This window comes from Mycobacterium bohemicum DSM 44277, assembly GCF_001053185.1.
GTDB lineage: Bacteria > Actinomycetota > Actinomycetes > Mycobacteriales > Mycobacteriaceae > Mycobacterium > Mycobacterium bohemicum.
Map to the genome: position 1 here is coordinate 112,741 of NZ_CSTD01000007.1, position 18,949 is coordinate 131,689.

At 68.7% G+C, this 18,949-nt stretch carries 14 protein-coding genes, 1 tRNA gene and 3 pseudogenes; 8 read left to right on the forward strand and 10 right to left on the reverse strand.

The window, feature by feature from the left end; all coding sequences use genetic code 11:
- Window positions 1-111: 111 nt before the first annotated feature.
- The 3 genes and pseudogenes from BN971_RS23745 to BN971_RS23755 all read left to right on the forward strand — a co-directional run bounded on the left by BN971_RS23745 (window position 112) and on the right by BN971_RS23755 (window position 5,461).
- Window positions 112-3,282, forward strand: a complete 3,171-nt coding sequence (locus tag BN971_RS23745) for a (Fe-S)-binding protein (protein WP_428978077.1) — start codon at window positions 112-114, stop codon at window positions 3,280-3,282.
- Window positions 3,231-4,175, forward strand: a pseudogene (locus BN971_RS23750) (pyridoxal phosphate-dependent aminotransferase); the annotation flags it as partial. The gene BN971_RS23745 and the pseudogene BN971_RS23750, both read left to right, overlap by 52 nt.
- 20 nt (window positions 4,176-4,195) lie before the next feature.
- Complete coding sequence (locus BN971_RS23755) at window positions 4,196-5,461, forward strand: YibE/F family protein (RefSeq protein ID WP_085178853.1); 1,266 nt, start codon at window positions 4,196-4,198, stop codon at window positions 5,459-5,461.
- Here the strand turns inward: BN971_RS23755 and rfbA are convergent.
- Genes rfbA through BN971_RS23770 form a run of 3 tightly spaced genes read right to left on the reverse strand, consistent with a single transcriptional unit; the run spans window position 5,409 to window position 7,450 of the window.
- Complete coding sequence (rfbA, locus tag BN971_RS23760) at window positions 5,409-6,278, reverse strand: glucose-1-phosphate thymidylyltransferase RfbA (protein WP_085178832.1); 870 nt, start codon at window positions 6,276-6,278, stop codon at window positions 5,409-5,411. The genes BN971_RS23755 and rfbA overlap by 53 nt on opposite strands.
- Window positions 6,279-6,291: 13 nt before the next feature.
- Window positions 6,292-6,666, reverse strand: a complete 375-nt coding sequence (locus BN971_RS23765) for a nuclear transport factor 2 family protein (protein ID WP_085178852.1) — start codon at window positions 6,664-6,666, stop codon at window positions 6,292-6,294.
- Between the two features lie 28 nt (window positions 6,667-6,694).
- Complete coding sequence (locus BN971_RS23770; RefSeq protein ID WP_085178831.1) at window positions 6,695-7,450, reverse strand: maleylpyruvate isomerase family mycothiol-dependent enzyme; 756 nt, start codon at window positions 7,448-7,450, stop codon at window positions 6,695-6,697.
- 103 nt (window positions 7,451-7,553) lie between these two features.
- Between BN971_RS23770 and BN971_RS23775 the strand changes: the two genes are divergently transcribed.
- Complete coding sequence (locus BN971_RS23775; RefSeq protein ID WP_090350689.1) at window positions 7,554-8,735, forward strand: HNH endonuclease signature motif containing protein; 1,182 nt, start codon at window positions 7,554-7,556, stop codon at window positions 8,733-8,735.
- Window positions 8,736-8,762: 27 nt separating this feature from the next.
- On the opposite strand, the gene BN971_RS23780 is transcribed toward BN971_RS23775, so the two are convergent.
- The 6 genes from BN971_RS23780 to BN971_RS23805 form a co-directional block, all read right to left on the reverse strand.
- A complete protein-coding gene (locus tag BN971_RS23780; protein WP_085178830.1) occupies window positions 8,763-10,088 on the reverse strand; it encodes a UDP-glucose dehydrogenase family protein in 1,326 nt (441 codons plus the stop codon).
- On the reverse strand, window positions 10,015-11,172 hold the full coding sequence (locus BN971_RS26370; RefSeq protein WP_090350690.1) for a PPE family protein: 1,158 nt from the start codon (window positions 11,170-11,172) through the stop codon (window positions 10,015-10,017). Before BN971_RS26370 ends, BN971_RS23780 begins: the two co-directional genes overlap by 74 nt.
- An 8-nt stretch (window positions 11,173-11,180) precedes the next feature.
- On the reverse strand, window positions 11,181-11,954 hold the full coding sequence (locus BN971_RS26375) for a PE/PPE C-terminal domain-containing protein (RefSeq protein WP_283159886.1): 774 nt from the start codon (window positions 11,952-11,954) through the stop codon (window positions 11,181-11,183).
- Between the two features lie 260 nt (window positions 11,955-12,214).
- On the reverse strand, window positions 12,215-14,026 hold the full coding sequence (locus tag BN971_RS23795; protein WP_139027168.1) for a DUF7159 family protein: 1,812 nt from the start codon (window positions 14,024-14,026) through the stop codon (window positions 12,215-12,217).
- A 105-nt stretch (window positions 14,027-14,131) separates the two neighbouring features.
- Entirely contained in the window at window positions 14,132-14,704 is a 573-nt protein-coding gene (gene dcd, locus BN971_RS23800) for a dCTP deaminase (RefSeq protein WP_085181758.1), read from the reverse strand.
- Between the two features lie 39 nt (window positions 14,705-14,743).
- Entirely contained in the window at window positions 14,744-15,379 is a 636-nt protein-coding gene (locus BN971_RS23805; protein WP_085181759.1) for a VldE C-terminal domain-containing protein, read from the reverse strand.
- 273 nt (window positions 15,380-15,652) lie between these two features.
- Here BN971_RS23805 and BN971_RS23810 point away from each other — a divergent pair.
- The 4 genes and pseudogenes from BN971_RS23810 (at window position 15,653) to BN971_RS23825 (ending at window position 18,229) form a co-directional block, all read left to right on the forward strand.
- Window positions 15,653-15,726 (forward strand) — tRNA-Gly (locus BN971_RS23810).
- Window positions 15,727-15,943: 217 nt separating this feature from the next.
- Window positions 15,944-16,465 (forward strand): annotated as a pseudogene (locus BN971_RS23815) (PE family protein); the annotation flags it as partial.
- 282 nt (window positions 16,466-16,747) lie between these two features.
- Window positions 16,748-17,644: pseudogene (locus tag BN971_RS26380) on the forward strand (PE family protein); the annotation flags it as partial.
- A gap of 240 nt (window positions 17,645-17,884) precedes the next feature.
- On the forward strand, window positions 17,885-18,229 hold the full coding sequence (locus tag BN971_RS23825; RefSeq protein WP_085182880.1) for a DUF732 domain-containing protein: 345 nt from the start codon (window positions 17,885-17,887) through the stop codon (window positions 18,227-18,229).
- Between the two features lie 35 nt (window positions 18,230-18,264).
- On the opposite strand, the gene BN971_RS23830 is transcribed toward BN971_RS23825, so the two are convergent.
- Window positions 18,265-18,949: diacylglycerol/lipid kinase family protein (locus BN971_RS23830; RefSeq protein ID WP_283159887.1), on the reverse strand; the 685-nt coding region annotated here is incomplete at its 5' end.

An 18,949-nucleotide genomic window follows, 5' to 3' on the forward strand; every position in this document is an offset into this window, starting at 1 on the left:
GACGCGAAGTTAGGTCAGCCTTTGTCGCGTCGAAAGCGGCGGAGATGTAACTATGAGCAGGGCTGATCAGCTATTCCACAGGCTGATGACTACACAGTGGGGAGATCTTCTGTGACCACGCAGATGCTCGTCAGACTGACGGTGGGCATGGGCATGACGCTGATCGTGATGGCGTTGGCCGCACGACGGGTGCTGTTCCTGTTCAAACTGGTCACGGCCGGCCAACCGGCTCCCGGCCACACCGACGACCCCGGCCGCCGGGTCTGGACGGAGATCACCGAGGTCTTCGGCCAGCGCCGGCTGCTGAAATGGTCGATTCCCGGCCTGGCCCATTTCTTCACCATGTGGGGCTTTTTCATCCTGCTGACGGTCTACATCGAGGCCTACGGGTTCCTCTTTCAGGCCCATTTCCACATCCCGATCATCGGCCGGTGGGACCTGCTGGGCTTCCTGCAGGACTTCTTCGCAACCGGTGTCTTCCTCGGGATCACGACCTTCGCGATCATCCGGCTGCTGCGCAACCCGCGTGAGATCGGCCGCTCGTCGCGGTTCTACGGATCCCACAACGGCGGGGCCTGGCTGGTCCTGTTCATGATCTTCAACGTCATCCTGACCTACGTGTTCGTCCGCGGATCCGCGGTGAACAACGGCACGCTGCCCTACGGCAAGGGGGCGTTCCTGTCGCAGCTGTTCGGCGTGATCCTGCGTCCGCTGGGCCAGCCCGCCAACGAGATCATCGAGACGACGGCGCTGCTGCTGCACATCGCGGTGATGCTGTCGTTCCTGATCCTCGTGCTGCACTCCAAGCACCTGCACATCTTCACCGCGCCCATCAACGTCATCTTCAAGCGCCTGCCCGACGCGCTCGGCCCGCTGCAGCCGGTCGAGTACGAGGGCAAGCCGGTCGACTTCGAAAACCCGCCGGACGACGCCGAATTCGGGCGCGGCAAGATCGAGGACTTCAGCTGGAAGGCGATGCTGGACTTCGCGACCTGCACCGAGTGCGGGCGCTGCCAGTCGCAGTGCCCGGCCTGGAACACCGGCAAGCCGCTGTCGCCCAAGCTCGTCATCATGGACCTGCGCGACCACTGGATGGCCAAGGCGCCCTACATCCTGGGCCAGAAGGAAACGCCCACCGAGAACACCCCCGAGGGGGGCCTCGGCGAGGAACTGGCCGGCGAGAAGCACGCCGAGGAGCACCACGTGCCGGAGTCCGGCTTCGGCCGGGTCATGGGCTCCGGGCCGGGGCAGGCCACCCGCCCGCTGGTCGGCACCGCCGAGCAGGGCGGCGTGATCGACCCCGACGTGCTGTGGTCCTGCGTGACGTGCGGGGCGTGCGTCGAGCAGTGCCCGGTGGACATCGAGCACGTCGACCACATCGTGGATATGCGCCGCTACCAGGTGATGATGGAGTCGGAGTTCCCCACCGAACTGTCGGCGCTGTTCAAGAACCTGGAGAACAAGGGCAACCCGTGGGGCCAGAACGCCTCCGACCGGACCGCCTGGATCGACGAGGTGGACTTCGACGTCCCGGTGTACGGCGAGGACGTCGACAGCTTCGACGGCTTCGAGTACCTGTTCTGGGTGGGCTGCGCGGGCGCCTACGACGACAGGGCGAAGAAGACCACCAAGGCCGTCGCCGAGCTGCTGGCCGTCGCCGGGGTGAAGTACCTGGTGCTCGGGGCCGGGGAGTCCTGCAACGGCGACTCCGCGCGCCGCTCGGGCAACGAGTTCCTGTTCCAGCAGCTGGCCGCCCAGGCCGTCGAGACGCTGGACGGGGTGTTCGAGGGCGTGGAGAGCGTGGACCGCAAGGTCGTGGTCACCTGCCCGCACTGCTTCAACACCCTGGGCCGCGAGTACCGGCAGCTGGGCGCCAACTACACCGTGCTGCACCACACCCAGCTGCTCAACCGGCTGATCCGCGACAACAAGCTGGTCCCGGTGACGCCGGTGTCGCAGGACATCACCTACCACGACCCCTGCTACCTGGGCCGGCACAACAAGGTGTACGAGGCGCCGCGCGAGCTGATCGGGGCCGCCGGGGCGACGCTCACCGAGATGCCGCGGCACGCCGAGCGCAGCTTCTGCTGCGGCGCCGGCGGCGCGCGCATGTGGATGGAAGAGCACATCGGCAAGCGCATCAACCACGAGCGCGTCGACGAGGCGCTGGCCACCGGCGCTTCGACCATCGCGACGGGCTGCCCGTTCTGCCGGGTGATGGTCACCGACGGCGTCAACGACCGCTCCGAGGAGGCCGGCCGCAGCGGCGTCGAGGTCCTCGATGTCGCCCAGGTGCTCCTCGGGTCGCTGGAATACGACAAGGCGACGCTGCCGGAGAAGGGAACGGCCGCGAAAGAGGCGGCCAAGGCCGAGCCGAAGGCCCAGCCCAAGGCGGTCGCGGCACCGGCCGACACCCAGGCCGAGGCGCCGGCCTCCCCGGCTCCGGGGAGGAACAGCATCGCGGCGTCGAAGACGTTTTCACCGAAACCCAGCCCCGGCCGCGCCGTACTCCAATCGTCGAGGTGCAGAAGCGACTTAAAGTTCTGCAGAGCCGCTTCGGCGCCCTCCTCGGGATGCAGGAGCATGTCGAACGGGCTGCCCTTGGTCATCGGCTTCCAGGTGGCCGCCGCCCTGTCGGGATCAAGCACGAACCAGCGCGGGTCGAGGTCGACCAGGCCTTGCGCCATCCCGTATGCGCCTTTGACGAAGCCCTCGTTCGCGTTGACCCACGTGTCGAAGGCGGTCGCGACCTGGTTGCCGACCGGCTCGCCCAGGAAGTGCGTGAACTGCCCGCGCAAGTATTTCTCGAATTCGACCACCAGGCCGTCGCCCAGCTGCATGACCGCCGTGATGCCCCGTTCGAAGGCCCGAGCCTCGCGGCCCAGGTTGTGCAGCACGGCCTCGATGTCGGCGGCGATCTTCCTGATCTCGTCGAGCGCTTTGCCTTCGAGAATCAGCGCCACGTCGTGCATGACGTCGGTCAGCGACCCCAGCCGGTGCAGCAGATCCCGGATCGCGTCCTGGGCGCTTTCGACCTCGTCGGCGAAGCCGTCGAGGCCGGCGGCCAGCTTGCGGCACTGCTCCCCCACCCTGCCGATGGACGCGCCGATCTGCGACAGCGCGTCATCGATCAGCCCGCCTTCGGGGATGCGTTGCGAGTCGAGCATGGCCTTCGACGCGTTGAGCGTGACCGGTGTCCCGCACAGCGCGGCGGCAAAGCCGCGCCAGCGCCCCGCTTCGACGTCGACGACGTCTACCTGGGCAATGGGTGCTCCGAGCTGATCACGATGACGTTGCAGGCCCTGCTCGACAACGGCGACCAGGTGTTGATCCCGTCCCCGGACTACCCGCTGTGGACGGCGTCGACGTCCCTGGCGGGGGGCACGCCCGTCCATTACCTGTGCGACGAGACCCAGGGCTGGCAGCCCGACATCGCCGACCTGGAGTCCAAGATCACCGAGCGCACCAAGGCGCTGGTGGTGATCAACCCGAACAACCCGACCGGCGCCGTCTATACCCGCGAAGTGCTGACGCAAATGGTCGACCTGGCGCGCAAGCACGAGCTGCTGCTGCTGGCCGACGAGATCTACGACAAGATCCTCTACGACGACGCCAAGCACATCAACGTGGCGTCGCTCGCGCCCGACATGCTGTGCCTGACGTTCAACGGTCTGTCGAAGGCGTACCGGGTCGCCGGTTACCGGGCAGGTTGGCTGGCGATCACCGGCCCCAAGGACCACGCGAGCAGCTTCATCGAGGGCATCAGCCTGCTGGCGAACATGCGGCTGTGCCCCAACGTCCCCGCCCAGCACGGAATCCAGGTCGCCCTCGGCGGCCACCAGAGCATCGATGACCTGGTGCTGCCCGGGGGGCGGCTGCTGGAACAGCGCGACGTGGCGTGGCAAAAGCTCAACGAGATCCCCGGGGTGTCCTGCGTCAAACCCGAGGGCGCGCTCTACGCGTTTCCCCGGCTGGATCCCGAGGTCTACGACATCGAGGACGACGAGCAGCTGGTCCTCGACCTGCTGCTGCAGGAGAAGATCCTGGTCACTCAGGGCACCGGCTTCAACTGGCCCGAGCCCGACCATCTGCGCATCGTGACGCTGCCCTGGGCGCGCGATCTGGCCAAGGCGATCGAGCGGTTGGGCAACTTCCTGGTCGGCTACCGCCAGTAACCGCCTCTACGGTGGAGCGGGTGACGCACTCCCACTCGCACAGCTTGTCCGGCCCGTCCCCGCTCGGGTCCCTGCCCGCCCGCATCGTCGTCGGCCTGCTGATCGCGATCGGGGTGGCCGTGGTGGCCGGCGCGGTCGTGCTGTGGCCGAGCCGGCAGCGGGTCGACATCCCGATGCCGCTGCAGAACGCGACCGGCGGGGCCGTGAGCACCCAGGCCGGGCACGTGCTGTCCAGCGCGCTGGGCGACTGCGGCAGCCCGTCGGCCAGCCAGGTGCTCACCAGCGCCCCCGCACCGGCCGCGCCGGGCGCCGGGCGGTGCGTGCAGACCTTGTTCGCGATCGATTCCGGACCGAACGCCGGGGCCAGGACCCTGCTGGAGTTCTCCCCCGGCCCCGGCCAGCCACAATTCGCTCCCGGGGACCACGTCCGGCTCGTCCGCCAGGTCGACGATCAGGGCGCCACCAGCTATTCGTTCTACGACTTCGAGCGGGGCTGGCCGCTGGCGGGGCTGGGCCTGGCGTTCGCGGTGGTGATCGTCGCGGTCGCGCGCTGGCGCGGCCTGCTCGCGCTGGTCGGCATCGTGGTGGCGTTCGGGGTGCTCGTGGTGTTCCTGCTGCCGGCCCTGCGCGACGGCGCCCCCGCGGTCCCCGTTGCGCTGGTGGCCTCGGCGGCGATCCTGTACGCCGTGATCTACCTGGCGCACGGCGTCAGCCTGCGCACCAGCGCCGCCCTGCTCGGGACCCTGTCGGCATTGTTGCTGGCGGCCGGGTTATCTTGGGGCGCAATACAATTGGCGCACCTGACGGGCCTGTCGGACGAACAGAACGCGACGGTCAGCACGTACCTGGGCAGCGTGTCGATCAGCGGGCTGTTGCTGGCCGGCTTCATCATCGGGTCCCTGGGGGTGCTCAACGACGTCACCGTCACCCAGTCGTCGACGGTGTTCGAACTCGCCCACCTCGGCGCCTCGCGGCGCGCCGCTTTCCTGGGCGCGCTGCGGGTGGGCCGCGACCATATCGCCAGCACGGTGTACACCCTGGTGCTGGCCTACGCCGGCAGCTCGCTGCCGCTGCTGCTGTTGTTCAGCGTCGCCAACCGATCGCTGGGTGACGTGCTGACCGGTGAGAGCGTGTCCATCGAACTCGTCCGTTCGGCGGTGGGCGGGATCGCGCTGGCCCTGTCGGTGCCGCTGACGACGGCGATCGCCGCGGTATTGGCGACACCTCGACCGGCTAGCGGCGGCGTTCCAGCAGCTCCTGCAGATAGCTCCCGTACCCGGACTTGAGCAGGCTCTGGGCGCGCCGGGCCAGCTGCTCGTCGCTGATCCAGCCTTGCTGCCAAGCGATTTCCTCGGGGACGCTGACCTTCAGGCCCTGTCGTCGCTCCAGGGTCCGGACGTAGTCGCTGGCATCCAGCAGCGAGTCGAACGTCCCGGTGTCCAGCCAGGCCGTGCCGCGGGCCATCACCTCGACGGCGAGCCGGCCGCGGTTGAGGTAGATCTGGTTGACCTCGGTGATCTCATACTCGCCGCGCGCGGATTTCTTTATGCTGCTTGCGATTTCGATGACCTCGTTGTCATAGAAGTAGAGGCCCGGCACCGCGAAGTTCGATTTCGGCGTGGCCGGCTTCTCCTCCAGTGACAGCGCCATCCCGTCGTCGCTGAACTCGACCACACCGTAGGCCGAGGGGTTGGCGACCCAGTAGGCGAAAATGGCGCCGCCTTCCATGGATTGGAAGCGGGACAAGCTGGTGCCCAGGCGGGGACCGTAGAAGATGTTGTCCCCCAACACCAATGCCACGGAGTCATTGCCGATGTGGCCCGCGCCCAGAACGAACGCCTGGGCCAGACCGTCGGGCCGCTCCTGAATCGTGTAGGTGAGGTTGATGCCGAATTGGGAGCCGTCGCCCAGCAGACGCTCAAAACCCGCCGCGTCGTGCGGGGTGGTGATCACCAGGATGTCGCGGATGCCGGCCATCATCAGCGTGGACAGCGGGTAGTAGATCATCGGCTTGTCGTACACCGGCAACAACTGCTTGCTGATGCCGATCGTGATCGGGTGCAGGCGGGTGCCCGAGCCGCCGGCCAGGATGATTCCGCGCATCTGCCCGCTCCTTTCAGTCGACCCGGTCGGCCTCGGTGAGTTCGGTGGCCGCCAACGCCGACGCCAGGTCTTCGTGGCGGAACACCGAGGTGACGTGGTCGTGGACCACGCGGAACGCCGACGCGGCGCTCGTGTTGGCCTCCGAACGGTCCGGGGCGCTGATCTCCTGTTCGACGACCACGACGCCGTCGTGCACATACATGCGGCCGAGTTCGGCCTTGGCGTTGAGCGAGGCGGCCCAGCGGCGCAGCGCCTCGTGGCCCTGCGCGGCCCCGTGCGCGTCGCCGATCTCGATGTCGTCGCTGGACAGGGCGACCAGGGTGTCCAGGTCGGCCTCGTTGAGGGCGTCGTTCCAGGCCAGCACGGTGGCGATCTCCGATGTGGTCATGGTCAGCAAGGTACCGTGTCGAGTCGGCTCAAAGGGGCGTTCGGTCCAGCCAGGTGGCCCATACCGCGTCGTCGCCGAACAACTCGATCCCGGTCTCGGCGAGGGGCACTCGGCGCAAGATCGCCAGCAGCAGATCGGTGGCGCCGCCGCGCAGCGCGACGCTGCCCTTGCCGTGCTCATGGCTCCAGGCGACCGTGCCGCCGTCGAGTGTCACCGTCCATTCGCCCGCGTCGCCCAGCCCCGGGTCGGTGGCGTGCAGGTGCAGCGTGCTGCCCTCTTCGAGCGGGAGCGGGCCACCGTCGGCGCCGGCCTGGATGGCCACCCGTTCCAGCCATTCGGTGATCCCGTCGGCCGCGATCTCGGGAGCCAGGGCGAATTCGCCTCCCGTGGAGATGGCGACGTCGGCACGGTGCACCGCCGTTTCGTGCAACCTGCGCCGGATCCACCAGTTCGCCGGTCGATGCCCGAGGAAGGTCCAGACCGGCGTCTCGGCACCGGTCAATTTGACGGCGTCCACAAGTCGCCGGCCGCCGCCCTGCAGCCAGGAGATCGCGTCTGCCCGTTCCGGTGGTGGCTTGCCGCCCTCGACGCTGCGGGGGTCGAGGAATTCCTGGAGCCGTTCGCGCACGATCTGTGCCGCCCAGCGGTCACCCCGGCCGACGTGGCGCAAGAGCTGCTCGAGCGTCCATCCCGGGCAGGTCGGCACCGGAGTCGACGGGTCGACGTCGGTGAACAACTCCGAAAACGCGCTGTTCTCTTCGAGGAATGCGGTGGCGTAGTCCACGGCGGTCAGGCTACTCGGTGAGTTATGCACAGTTGGCGGTTTATGCACAGGGCGGGACTGGGCGGCCGTCATTTGTCATGCGACCCGGATATTGTTCGAAATCATGTTCGATATGTCGTTGCCCGACCCGGCCCAACTGCGGGGCGCCCCCGATGACGCGGTGGTGGCCGCGATCCGCCACTGCGCGCGGGCCGAGGCTGCCGCGGCGGGGCGGCGGCTGGCGGCGATCGCGGAACTGGTGGCCCGCCACGCCGACGGCCCCACCGACTCGGCGCACTGGTCGTGCGACAACTGGGATGCGATGGCCGCCGAGGTCGCCGCCGCCCTGGGGATCAGCCACACCTTGGCGTCGGGGCAGATGTATCAGGCCGTGGCGCTGCGGCACCGGTTGCCGCGGGTGGGTGCCCTGCTGGCCGAGGGCGCGATCAGCGCGCGGCTGGCCGGCGCCATCGTCTGGCACACCGACCTGATCAAAGACCCCGACATCCTGGCGCGCGTCGATGCCGCGCTCGCCGCCGACGCGGCCCGGTTCGGGCCGCTGACGGTGACGAAGACCGCGCAGGCTATCGACGCCATCGTGGATCGCCACGACCCCGCCGCCGTGCGCCGTACCCGCATCGGTGCCCGCAACCGGGAAGTGGTGATCGCCCAGGGCGACGGCGAGTCGGGCACCGCCGCGCTGTGGGGCCGGCTACTTGCCAACGACGCGGCGGTGTTGGATCGGCGGCTCACGCAGATGGCCCATCAGGTCTGCGATGACGACCCCCGCACCCTGGCCCAGCGGCGCGCCGACGCCCTGGGGACCCTGGCCGCCGGCGGCGAGGAGCTGGCCTGCGATCGCCCGGCGGAATGCGCCGACATCGACCACACCGTCCCGTATCCGTTCGGGCCGACCCACCCCTCCAACCTGAAATGTCTGTGCCGAAAACATCACTTGCTCAAGACTTTCTGGACCGGCTGGCGTGACAAGCAGTGGCCCGATGGCACCATCGTGTGGACCTCGCCGACCGGGCAGACCTACACCACCCGGCCAGGCAGCCGGCTGCTGTTCCCTTCCTTGTGTGTGCCGACGGGTGAATTGCCCACCGGCGCAACCTCATTACCGGCCTCCGGCCAGCGCGGCATCATGATGCCCACGCGTCGCCGCACCCGCGTGCAAGACCGCAGCCGTCGCATCGACGCCGAGCGGGCCCTGAACCGCGTCCGGCGGGACCGAAAAGCCTTGGCCCCCGACTACTTCGGTACGGCCCCACATGACGGCGACGACGACCCACCACCGTTCTGACGGGCCCGGCGCTCAAGCCCGACCCGGTTAGGGCCGCGGCGCCCCGAGCCTGAACACCTTCCAGCCCGCCGAGCGCCAGCGCGCCGCGTCGAGGCAGTTGCGGCCGTCGACGATCACGCGCGCGCGCACCCGGTCGGCCAGGTCGTCGGGGTCGAGTTCGACGAACTGCCGCCACTCGGTGAGCAGCAGCACCGCGTCGGCCCGATCGCAGGCCTCTTCGACCGATACCGCGTAGTTCAGCGTCGGGAACAACCGCTGCGCGTTGTCCAGGGCCTTCGGGTCGTAGACGTTGACGGCGGCCCCGTTGAGCTGCAGTTGCCCCGCCACGTTCAGCGCCGGCGAGTCGCGCACGTCGTCGGATTCGGGCTTGAACGCCGCGCCCAGCACCGCGATGTTGGCGCCCAGCAGCGATCCGCCGCACGCGGCGCTGGCCAGCTCCACCATGCGGGTGCGGCGGCGCATGTTGATGCTGTCCACCTCACGCAGGAACGTCAGGGCCTGGTCGGCGCCCAGCTCGCCGGCGCGGGCCATGAACGCACGGATGTCTTTGGGCAGGCACCCCCCGCCGAAACCCAAACCGGCGTTGAGGCATTGGCGTCCGATGCGGGGGTCGTACCCGAGCGCATCGGCGAGCAGGCTGACGTCGGCGCCGGCCGCCTCGCACACCTCGGAAATCGCGTTGATGAACGAGATCTTGGTCGCCAGAAAGGCATTCGCCGACACCTTGACCAGCTCGGCGGTCTGCAGGTCGGTCACCATGAACGGGATGCCGTCGTCGAGCAGAGGCGCATACAACTCCCGGACGGCCTTCTCGGCCCGTACCGAGTCGCGTTGCACCCCAAGAACGATGCGGTCCGGGTGCAGCGTGTCCTGCACGGCGAGGCCTTCGCGCAAGAATTCCGGATTCCACGCTATTTCGACGTCGACGCCGTCGGGGGCCAACGCGGCGGCGCGGTTCGCGAGCTCGGCCGCGGTGCCCACCGGCACCGTCGACTTCCCAACAAGAACAGACGCCCTCGTGAGCCGGGGCACCAGCGCATCGATGACGGCATTGACGTGGCGCAGGTCGGCGCCGTACTCCCCCTTCTTCTGCGGGGTGCCGACGCCCAGGAAGTGCACGTCGGCAAAATCGGCAGCCATGTCGTAGTCGGTGGTGAAATGCAGCCGGCCGGCATTCAGGTTCTCGTTCAACAACTTTCGCAGGTCGGGCTCGTAAAACGGGATGTCACCGCCCGCGAGCTTGGCGATCTTGCCGGGATCGATGTCGACCCCGACCACCTCATGTCCCAGTTCGGCCATCCCGACCGCATGGGTAGCGCCCAGGTAACCGGTGCCAAAGACGGTGCATCTCATACCACCGGTGTAGGTGGCCGCGATGAGCTAACTGCATCGCCCGACTGATCGGGAGGCAAACGCCAGATGACAGGTGAGCCCGAAGGTTAACGGCGCCCGAAGCCGCCGTGACCTCCGCCGAACCCACCGTGGCCTCCGCCCCCGCCGAAACCGGGGAAGCCGGGGAAACCGCCGCCGCCGTGCTCTTCGCCGCCCCCGCGGCCGGCGCCGACAGCGAATTCACCAACGGGTTCCACCCCGCGGCCACCGGGGGGGCGAGCGTCAGCATGGCGCCGGAGGCATCGAAGTTCAGCCCCTCGGAAAGGATCTGATAGCCCACCGTGCCGGCGCTGAGCGTGTGGAACGTCTGGAGCGGATAGCTGTTCAGCACGTCGAGGATGGGGTTCGGCCCATTCAGGTAATCGATGATCGGATTGCCGGACGCGGGCGCCGCGGCCGTGGGTCCCGAAAGGCCCTGCAGCATGTTCGGGACGTTCGCGAGCGCCGATTGGGTGCTGGATCCGGTCGCGCCGGCGGCGGCGTTGCTGGCGGCGGTGCCCTGCGTCGCCGTCCCGGACTGGCTGGTGGTGGGCGGCGGCGGGTTGAACGGCGTCACGCTGGTCGCGGCCGCCGAAGCCCCGGCGTAGCCGTACATCGCCGCGGCGTCCTGGGCCCACATCTCGGCGTACTGCGCCTCGGTGGCCGCGATCGCCGCGGTGTTCTGCCCGAACGTGTTGGTGGCCAGCAGCGACGCCAACAACGCCCGGTTCACCTCGATCTGCACCGGGGGCACCGTGGCCGCGAACGCCGCCTCGTAGGCCGCAACCGCGGACCCCAGCTGAGCGGCGGTGTGCGTCGCCGTGGCGGCGGCGGCATTCATCCACGACAGATACGGCGCCACCGCGGCGGCCATCGATCCCGAAGACGGACCCACCCAGGGCCCGCCCGTCAGCGTCGACACCACCGCCCGGTAGGAGTCCGCCGTCGAACTCAACTCCGCCGCCACCGCCTCCCAGGCCGCCGCGGCCGCAGTCAGCGACCCGGGGCCCGGGCCCGCGTACATCCGGGCCGAGTTCACCTCCGGCGGCAACGCCGCGAAATCCAGGACGCCGATCACAGCATGGCCTCCTTGATGAGCCGCGCCGCCGCGTCGCGCTCCGTGGCCGCCTCGGCGATCTGCTTGCGCAGCACGTCGAGCTCCTCGCGTTCGCGGTCGCTCAAGGCGCTCGCGACATGCTGGCGGGCAGGCTGCGGCTGCGCGGGCCGGGCGGCGGTGGCCCCGCTGGCGCCCTCCTCCCCGGGCAGCGCCGGGATGACTTTCTTGCCCGGTTCGGACCGGGAGCGGGTCTGCTCGCCGCGCGGTGCGTTGACCAGGCTGCCGACCGGCGGGATCCCGCCGAACATGCCGCCCGGTCCGGCCAATCCGGCCGGTGGCGACCCGCCCGGTTGAGCGGCCGACAGCGGCGACGCGCTCCCGGTCAGCTGGATGCCCGGAGAGGAAACCCATGCCGGCGGCACCGACAGCTTGCCGACCGTGGCGGCGCCGCCCACGGATTGCGCCAGTGCCGCCGCGGCCAGGAAAGCCGAGACGAGCATCACATTCTCGACCTTGTGCGTCGCCAGTGCGTCGCGCAGGGCGGCGGCCTCTATGGGGTCGGTGAACGTGACGCCCGTCGCCGCGAGCTGATAGCCGCCCTCGACGGCTCCCTCGCGGGTGCCCAGGATCGCCGAGACCACCTGGTCGGCTGCGCTGACGGTCGCGGCGTCATCGTCAGCCTGGACGGTGAAGTTGTCCTCGTCGACGGTTGCACCCTCGCCATTTTGGCCTTCTACCAACACCATTCGCACTGCTGTCGGCGCCATCGACACGCCAAGTACGGTGTCCAAAGCTCCCCCATTACCGTTTGTTGACCCGAGCCACGTGCATGCCGGTGCAGACGTCGTGGTCGCATGCTCCCCGAAGGCGAGGCGCTGTAAGCCCTCACCTGTTATTCCCCTAGTAACCAGATTTTACGCGGCAGGACACACGCCGTCGTGCTCCACCGGACGGCTGCGGCGGCTCCCAGTGGGCCGGGCAAGCGACCGAAGCGCCTTCGACGAGCAAGGTTCGGCCGGTCGCGGTTCAGCAGCGCGCCGGTCAACCCGCACTATCTGTGCCCGCCACCGCCAAAGCCGCCGCCACCGCCGAAGCCACCGAAGCCGTGGCCGCCGCCACCACCGCCGAAGCCACCGAAGCCGTGGCCGCCGCCACCGCCGAACGGACCACCACCACCGAACGGACCACCGCCGCCACCGAACGGGCCGCCGACTCCGGGAAGCCCTGGCTCGGCGCCATGACCGCCGCCGAGGGGACCGCCGCCGCCGAAGGGGCCGCCGACTTCGGGAAGCCCTGGCTCGGCGCCGGGACCGCTGCCCGGGACACCGGGGACACCTCGAATACCCTGCCCGGGTCCGCCGGGGCCGGTGCCCGGGGTGCGAACCGGCCCGCCTCCGACTTGACCGCCGGGAGGTGTGCCGGGAATCGCGAGGTGTCCGCCACCCGTGCCGCTCGACTTGGGGGGAAAGCCCGGCACCGAGCCACCGAGGTTCGTCGGCGTCTGCGCATCAGGGATGTGCACGGGCACCTGCGGCGTCACGGGCTGCGGAACCTGCACCCGAGGGGCCTGGATGACCGGCGGTGTCAGCACGGGATTGGGCGCCGGCACCCTGATCGGCGGCGCCAACATCGGCGCCAATGGGGGAACGACGACCGGAACGGGGACCGCCGGGGCCGCCGCGGGGATCGGAGGCGCCGCAGGGATCGGAGCCGCCGGGGCGGGCGCCACAAAGGCGGGGGCCAGCGGCTTGGGGGCGGCAACCTGCTCCGGAAGTCTGATCCTCTGCGCGGGCGCCGATGCCTGGACGGGCGCCGGGGCCTGCTGGGTCGGGACGATGAGGTTTTGCGCGGGTGTGGGGCGCAATGCGACGGTGCCCGTCGTCCGAATGCCAATCGCCAGAGCGATCTCGAGTGCCAGCACCGCGCTGATGCCCACCACCGCCAACCCGCTGCCGACCAGCAGGACCGGCCTGCGGCGCGGTTCACTTTCTTCGGGCAGGAACAGCTTCTCGATGACGACGGTCTGCGCGCTGGCGTCTTCGTCGGGGACGGCGCTGTAGGCCAGCTCGTCGTCGACGGGACCGCCGGTGTAACTCAAGTATTCGGGTAGGACGTAGCCCTCGACGGCGCCGGTGCCCGGGTCTTGGGCGTACGCCAGGGCGGCGGTCGACGACACGAACAGCGGCGCGTTTGCCGACGCCAGGGCGGCCCCCCGCGCCAGCGCCGTCTCCGGGTCCTCCGGGGCGGTGACTTCCAGCGAAGTCGCCGACTCCAGCACCGGCTTGATCGGGGCGATGTCCACGCCCGAACCCACCACGAACAGGCCGTCCGGCGCCGACGGCAGGCCGTCCAGCCGGGCGAGCAGCCCGACGAGCTGCTCGGTGGCCTCCTCGTAGGACTCGGCGTAAATCGGCCGCTGGTAGATGTCGGCGACCGAGCCGTCGGAAGTCTCCACCACGGCCAGCGTCGCGGTGTCGGGCTCGACAAAGAGCACGGCCGTGCGGCCATAACCGATTGCGCCACCGACGTTTTGGGCCAGCGCCGCCGCGGCCAGGAAAGCCGAAACAAGCATGACGTTCTCGATCTTGTGGGCGGCCAGCGCGTCGCGCAATGCGGCGGCCTCGACCGGCTCGGTCCACGTCACCCCGATCGCTGCCAGCTCGAGGCCGGCCTCGGCCGCTCCCTCGCGGGTACCGAGAATGGCCGCGATCACCCGATCGGGCGCGGCCGCGGTGGCCGTGTCGTCACCGGCGGGGACTTCGAACTCATCCTCTTCTACGGTGGCGCCGTCGGCGTTCTCGCCTTCGACGACCACCATCTGTATCGATGCCGGTGCCATCGACACCCCGAGCACGATATCCAAAATCAACCCCTCCAAAGAGTTACGAGTAAGCCATGGTCGGGTGGAGGAGAAACCACGGACCGTTTAATGATCGCTCACAATCGCTGCGCGGGGGGCCCTGGGAAGCTAGGTAGATCTTATGAAGTTCTGATACGAGCGCGACGGCGTCGGTCCCCGCTGGCCCTGGTACTTCGAGCCGACACGGGAACTGCCGTAGGGGTGCTCGGCGGGGCTGGTCAACCGCAGGATGCACAGCTGACCGATCTTCATCCCCGGCCACAGGGTGATCGGCAGGTTGGCGACGTTGGACAACTCGAGGGTGATGTGGCCGCTGAACCCCGGATCGATGAAGCCGGCCGTCGAGTGCGTCAACAGGCCCAGCCGGCCCAGGGACGACTTGCCCTCCAGACGCCCGGCCAGGTCGTCGGGCAGGGTGAACAGCTCCAGCGTCGCCCCGAGCACGAATTCGCCGGGGTGCAGCACGAACGGCTCCCCGTTGACCGGCTGCACCAGGCTGGTCAGCTCGTCCTGCTGCTGCGCGGGATCGATGTGGGTGTAGCGGGTGTTGTTGAAGACCCGGAACAGGCTGTCGAGGCGGACGTCGATGCTGGACGGCTGGACCAGGGTGTCGTCGAACGGGTCGATGCCGAGTCGGCCGGCGCTGATTTCGGACCTGAGGTCACGATCGGAGAGCAGCACCGGATGAGCCTATCTGCTGGCGGGAACGCCCGCCCCGACTCAGCGGAGGTAGGTCTCCCCGCCCTTGGGATATCCGCCGCCGGTCGTGGTGACGTGGACGTGGTCGTAGTGGCCGATCCCCATCGCCCGCGCACCATGCGGCGTGTAGTACATGCCACGCCAGATCGCATCCTGTATCCCGAATCGATTCGAGTTCGCCAACACGTAAGCGACGATCTTGTCGCCCAACGCTATGCCCTCCGTGCTGCTCGGATTGGGGATCATCACGTCGATCGCCAGGCCGAGCGGATGCCATGGCAGCGGATCCGGCCGCACGCCACCCATTTGGTGAATCTCGGGGAAGGCGTCGCTGATAGCGCGGGCGGCCAGGATCGTCCTCACCTGCAGCCCCCGCTCGGGTGCAACTCCGGGGGGCAGGAACCGGCTGCTGACCCGCAGCCTGGAGGCCCGCACCAGTTCGGTTCGGGCCGGGCCGGTGCCGGCGGCGTGAGCGCCGGGCTCCTCGGCCACGATCTCGAACGACGACGCCGTCTCGGCCACCGGCGTGGCTTCGTGGTGGACCGGGAGTGGATGGCAGTCGGCCCCCGCCACGAAGAAGGCGGCGGCCGGCGCGAGCAGCGCCGCGAACACAGCGGACGACTTTCCGCGCGCCTTCGGTAATTCGTGCCGACCCACGGCAAGCAGATTACGGCACAATAACGAATTAATAAATATGTCCGTTTAATGTGTCGGTGTCGGACATTTGTTCGGCTCGTCTACGAGCCAGTATGCGGTTCTGGTGGGCCGCCCGATTAGTCCTCCGGACCGATTTCGGCGACCCGCCGCGCACGGGGATTGATCGGATATCAATGGCCCCGACGGCAGTTCGGATGGTTGGCGTCCGAGCATGGTGCCCGACGAACCCGCGTGCCTGCACGGGGCCGGATGCTAGCCTGTTCGGGCGAGCGCGCCGATGTAGTTCAATGGCAGAACATCAGCTTCCCAAGCTGAATACGCGGGTTCGATTCCCGTCATCGGCTCCACGATTGAGCAGCGCGAATACTGTCCGAACTGTTCGATTAGCCCGTGTCGGTGAAGGCCGCCGGCGCGCGCCATATCAAGCTGCACGCGGCCCGGCACACCTGCGCGACGCTGGCGCCACACCGAGTCAACGAATGGCACAACCCGGTTCAAAGTGTCGCCGGCCAACGATAGTGTTGTTCGGCCGGAGGTTCGGTGCTATCGGGTAGGTGGATCGACATGTCGTTTGTGATCGCGGTGCCGGAGATGATGACCTCGGTGGCAACGGATTTGGCAAATATCGGCTCGACGCTTAACGCGGCCAACGCAGTCGCGGCGGCCCCGACGACGGGGATTCTGGTCGCGGCCGAGGATGAGGTGTCGGCGGCGATCGCGTCGCTGTTTTCCGGTCACGGGCAGCAGTTTCAGGCGCTTAGCGCGCAGGCGGCGGCGTTTCATGCCGAGTTCGTGCGGCAGTTGAACGGGGCGGGGAGCGCGTATGCAGCCGTAGAGGCGGGCAACGCGTCGCCATTGCAGACCGTCGAGCAGAGTCTGCTCAACGCGGTGAATGCGCCCACCGAGTCGCTGTTAGGGCGCCCGCTGATCGGTAACGGAGCCAACGGGGTGGCGGGAGGCACATTGGCGCAAGCCAATGGCGGTGCCGGCGGGATCCTGTTCGGTAATGGCGGGGCCGGCGCGACCGACGCGGCCGGTCAGGGCGGGGCCGGCGGTGGTGTCGTGGGTGCCGCGGGGGTGGGCGGCGACGAGCTGGCTCCACGTCGAGCAGCACGGCTGCCCCACCGACTTCCTACCGGACCATAGAGCCACAGATGGCCCGAATATCAAACCCAACGTTGTGGTTTCGAAAGCCGCAGCGTAACTATCAGGGGTGCGAGGGCCGTCGCGGTGAGGTTTGGTTCGCCCCATCCACGGTTTCAGGCTAAGGGTTTCCTGACGGCGGTTGCCGAGCTATGTTTTTCCTGTTCGACGGTCGTTTGCGGCGGATAGTTGGGGGTTCCGGGGGCCGAAAGGAAGAGGTCCCCTTTGTCGTTCGTGATTGCGACCCCGGAGGAATTGGCAGCCGCGGCTGTCCAGGTGGACGGTCTCGGCTCGTCGTTGCGAGCGGCTCACGCGGTGGCGTCGGCGTCGACGACGTCGGTGCTCGCGGCGGCCGAGGATGAGGTGTCGGCGGCGATCGCGGCGCTGTTTTCCGGTCACGGGCAGCAGTTTCAGGCGCTTAGCGCGCAGGCGGCGGTGTTTCATGCCGAGTTCGTGCAGGCGTTAAGCGGAGCGGGGGGTGCGTATGCAGCTGCGGAGTCGGTCAGTGTGCCGCAGCTGGGCAGCCTGGAGCAGGCAGCGTCGGGGGTGCAGTGGTTTTCGCCGTGGCAGATATTGACGGGTCGCCCGCTGGTCGGCAACGGCGGGAATGGGGCGGCGGGCACGGGGGCCGCCGGCGGGGCCGGGGGCTGGCTGTATGGCAACGGCGGTAACGGCGGTTCGGGGGGGCCGGGGCAGGCCGGAGGTGCCGGTGGTTCTGCCGGGTTGATCGGCAACGGCGGGGCTGGCGGAGCCGGCGGGGCGGGTGTTGCGGGGGCCGCGGGGGTCGCAGGTATCAACGGCGGCAATGGCGGCGACGCGAGCGATGCCGGCGGCACCGGGGGATCGGGTGGGACCGGCGGTGCGGTAACTGATTCCGGGAACGGAAACGTTACCGGCGGGACTGGTGGCGTTGGCGGTACGGGCTTCAACGGCGCTGGCGGCGGCGCCGGTGGGGGCGGGGGCCAGGCGACGATCCAAAACAGTTCCTCTCCGGCTAACGCCACCGGCGGCGATGGGGGGAACGGCGGGGACGGCCCCCCCGGTGGTGCCGGCGGGTCCGGTGGTACAGCCACCACCTACGGAACCGGAAACGCCATTGCCGGCACAAACGGTCAGGCCGGGCAATGACGTAGCGACCGCGACAGCTCGGCAGAAATCACCCGGGACGAGACGGGACCGGAAGACCCGCTGGAGAAGGACAACCGGTCAGGATCGGGTCAGCACACTGTCAACTGTGCTGTAACTCCCCGGCCCGCCGTCATTCCCCCAGATTTATTGTCGGGCCAGCGTGTCCATTCGACCGTTTCATGTAAAAATTCGCCATCCATATCGCGCGGCAAAACAGTCGAAGGAGAATCAGCTATGGCAGCGCCGAAGCGCCTCGGCCCACTCACGACCACGGCACTCATCGGCGGCCCGCTTCTTGCCGCCGCGATCGCCGTGGCCGGCCCGGTGCACGCCGACGACGTGAGCTACCTCAACGACCTGCACGGCATCGGGCTCCACGACGTGGGCGGCGGCGACTCGGCGCTGCTGGTGACGGGCTGGAAGATATGCAGCCAATTGAGTGCCGGCGCGACGCCCCAGCAGCTGGCGGACTTGGCGCTGCAACGCTCCGACAGCGATCTGGGCGCCAAGGGGCTCAGCCCCCAGCAGGCCGCCGACCTCATCGGCTACGCCCGCCAGGATTTGTGCCCTCGGGCCTAGCGACGGCCGACTGACGAGATCGGATCGCTCCGCCCCTAAGGAAGCGGGCGAAACACCGGCAGCGCGCGGTATTTTGCGACGAACCTGGCCTCGTCGTACTCCTCGCGGGCCTCACCGTCGCGGGCGATGCAGGTGGGGCCGTCCACCGCGGAGAAGCTGAATTCGGGCGCCTGCAATTCGTGGTAGAGCGGGCTGCGCTCCAGGCGCCCGAGGGCCAGCGCGGTCAGGATCCTGGTCCTCGCCCAGGGGCGACCGGCCTCCAGGATGCGGACGTCGATCAATCCGTCGTCGAGGCGCACGCGCCGTGCCGGGGCGAATCCCTTTGGCAGGTATACCGAATTGCCGAGGAAGAACATCGACGTCAGCAGGGTCTTGTTGTCGTAGCAGATCCTGACCGGCTCGTCGTGGCGCAGCGTGTGCAGCATCGAATAGAAGCTGGCGAGCGGCTTGCCGATGCGTTTCTCGAGCTTCTCCCGCTGGTGGACGAAGGCGGGGTAGGCGCCGATGCTGGCGGTGTTGAGGATCATCTGAGTCTCGTTGAGGCACACCAGGTCTACGCAGGCGACGCTGCCGCGCCGGATCGCGTCCACGGTCTTGGCGACGGTGTCGCAGCCGATGTCCTTGGCGAAGTGGTTGAACGTCCCGGCGGGGAAGACGGCCAGCGGCAGGCCCGCGTCGACGGCCACGGTCGCGGCGGCCGCCACGGTGCCGTCGCCGCCG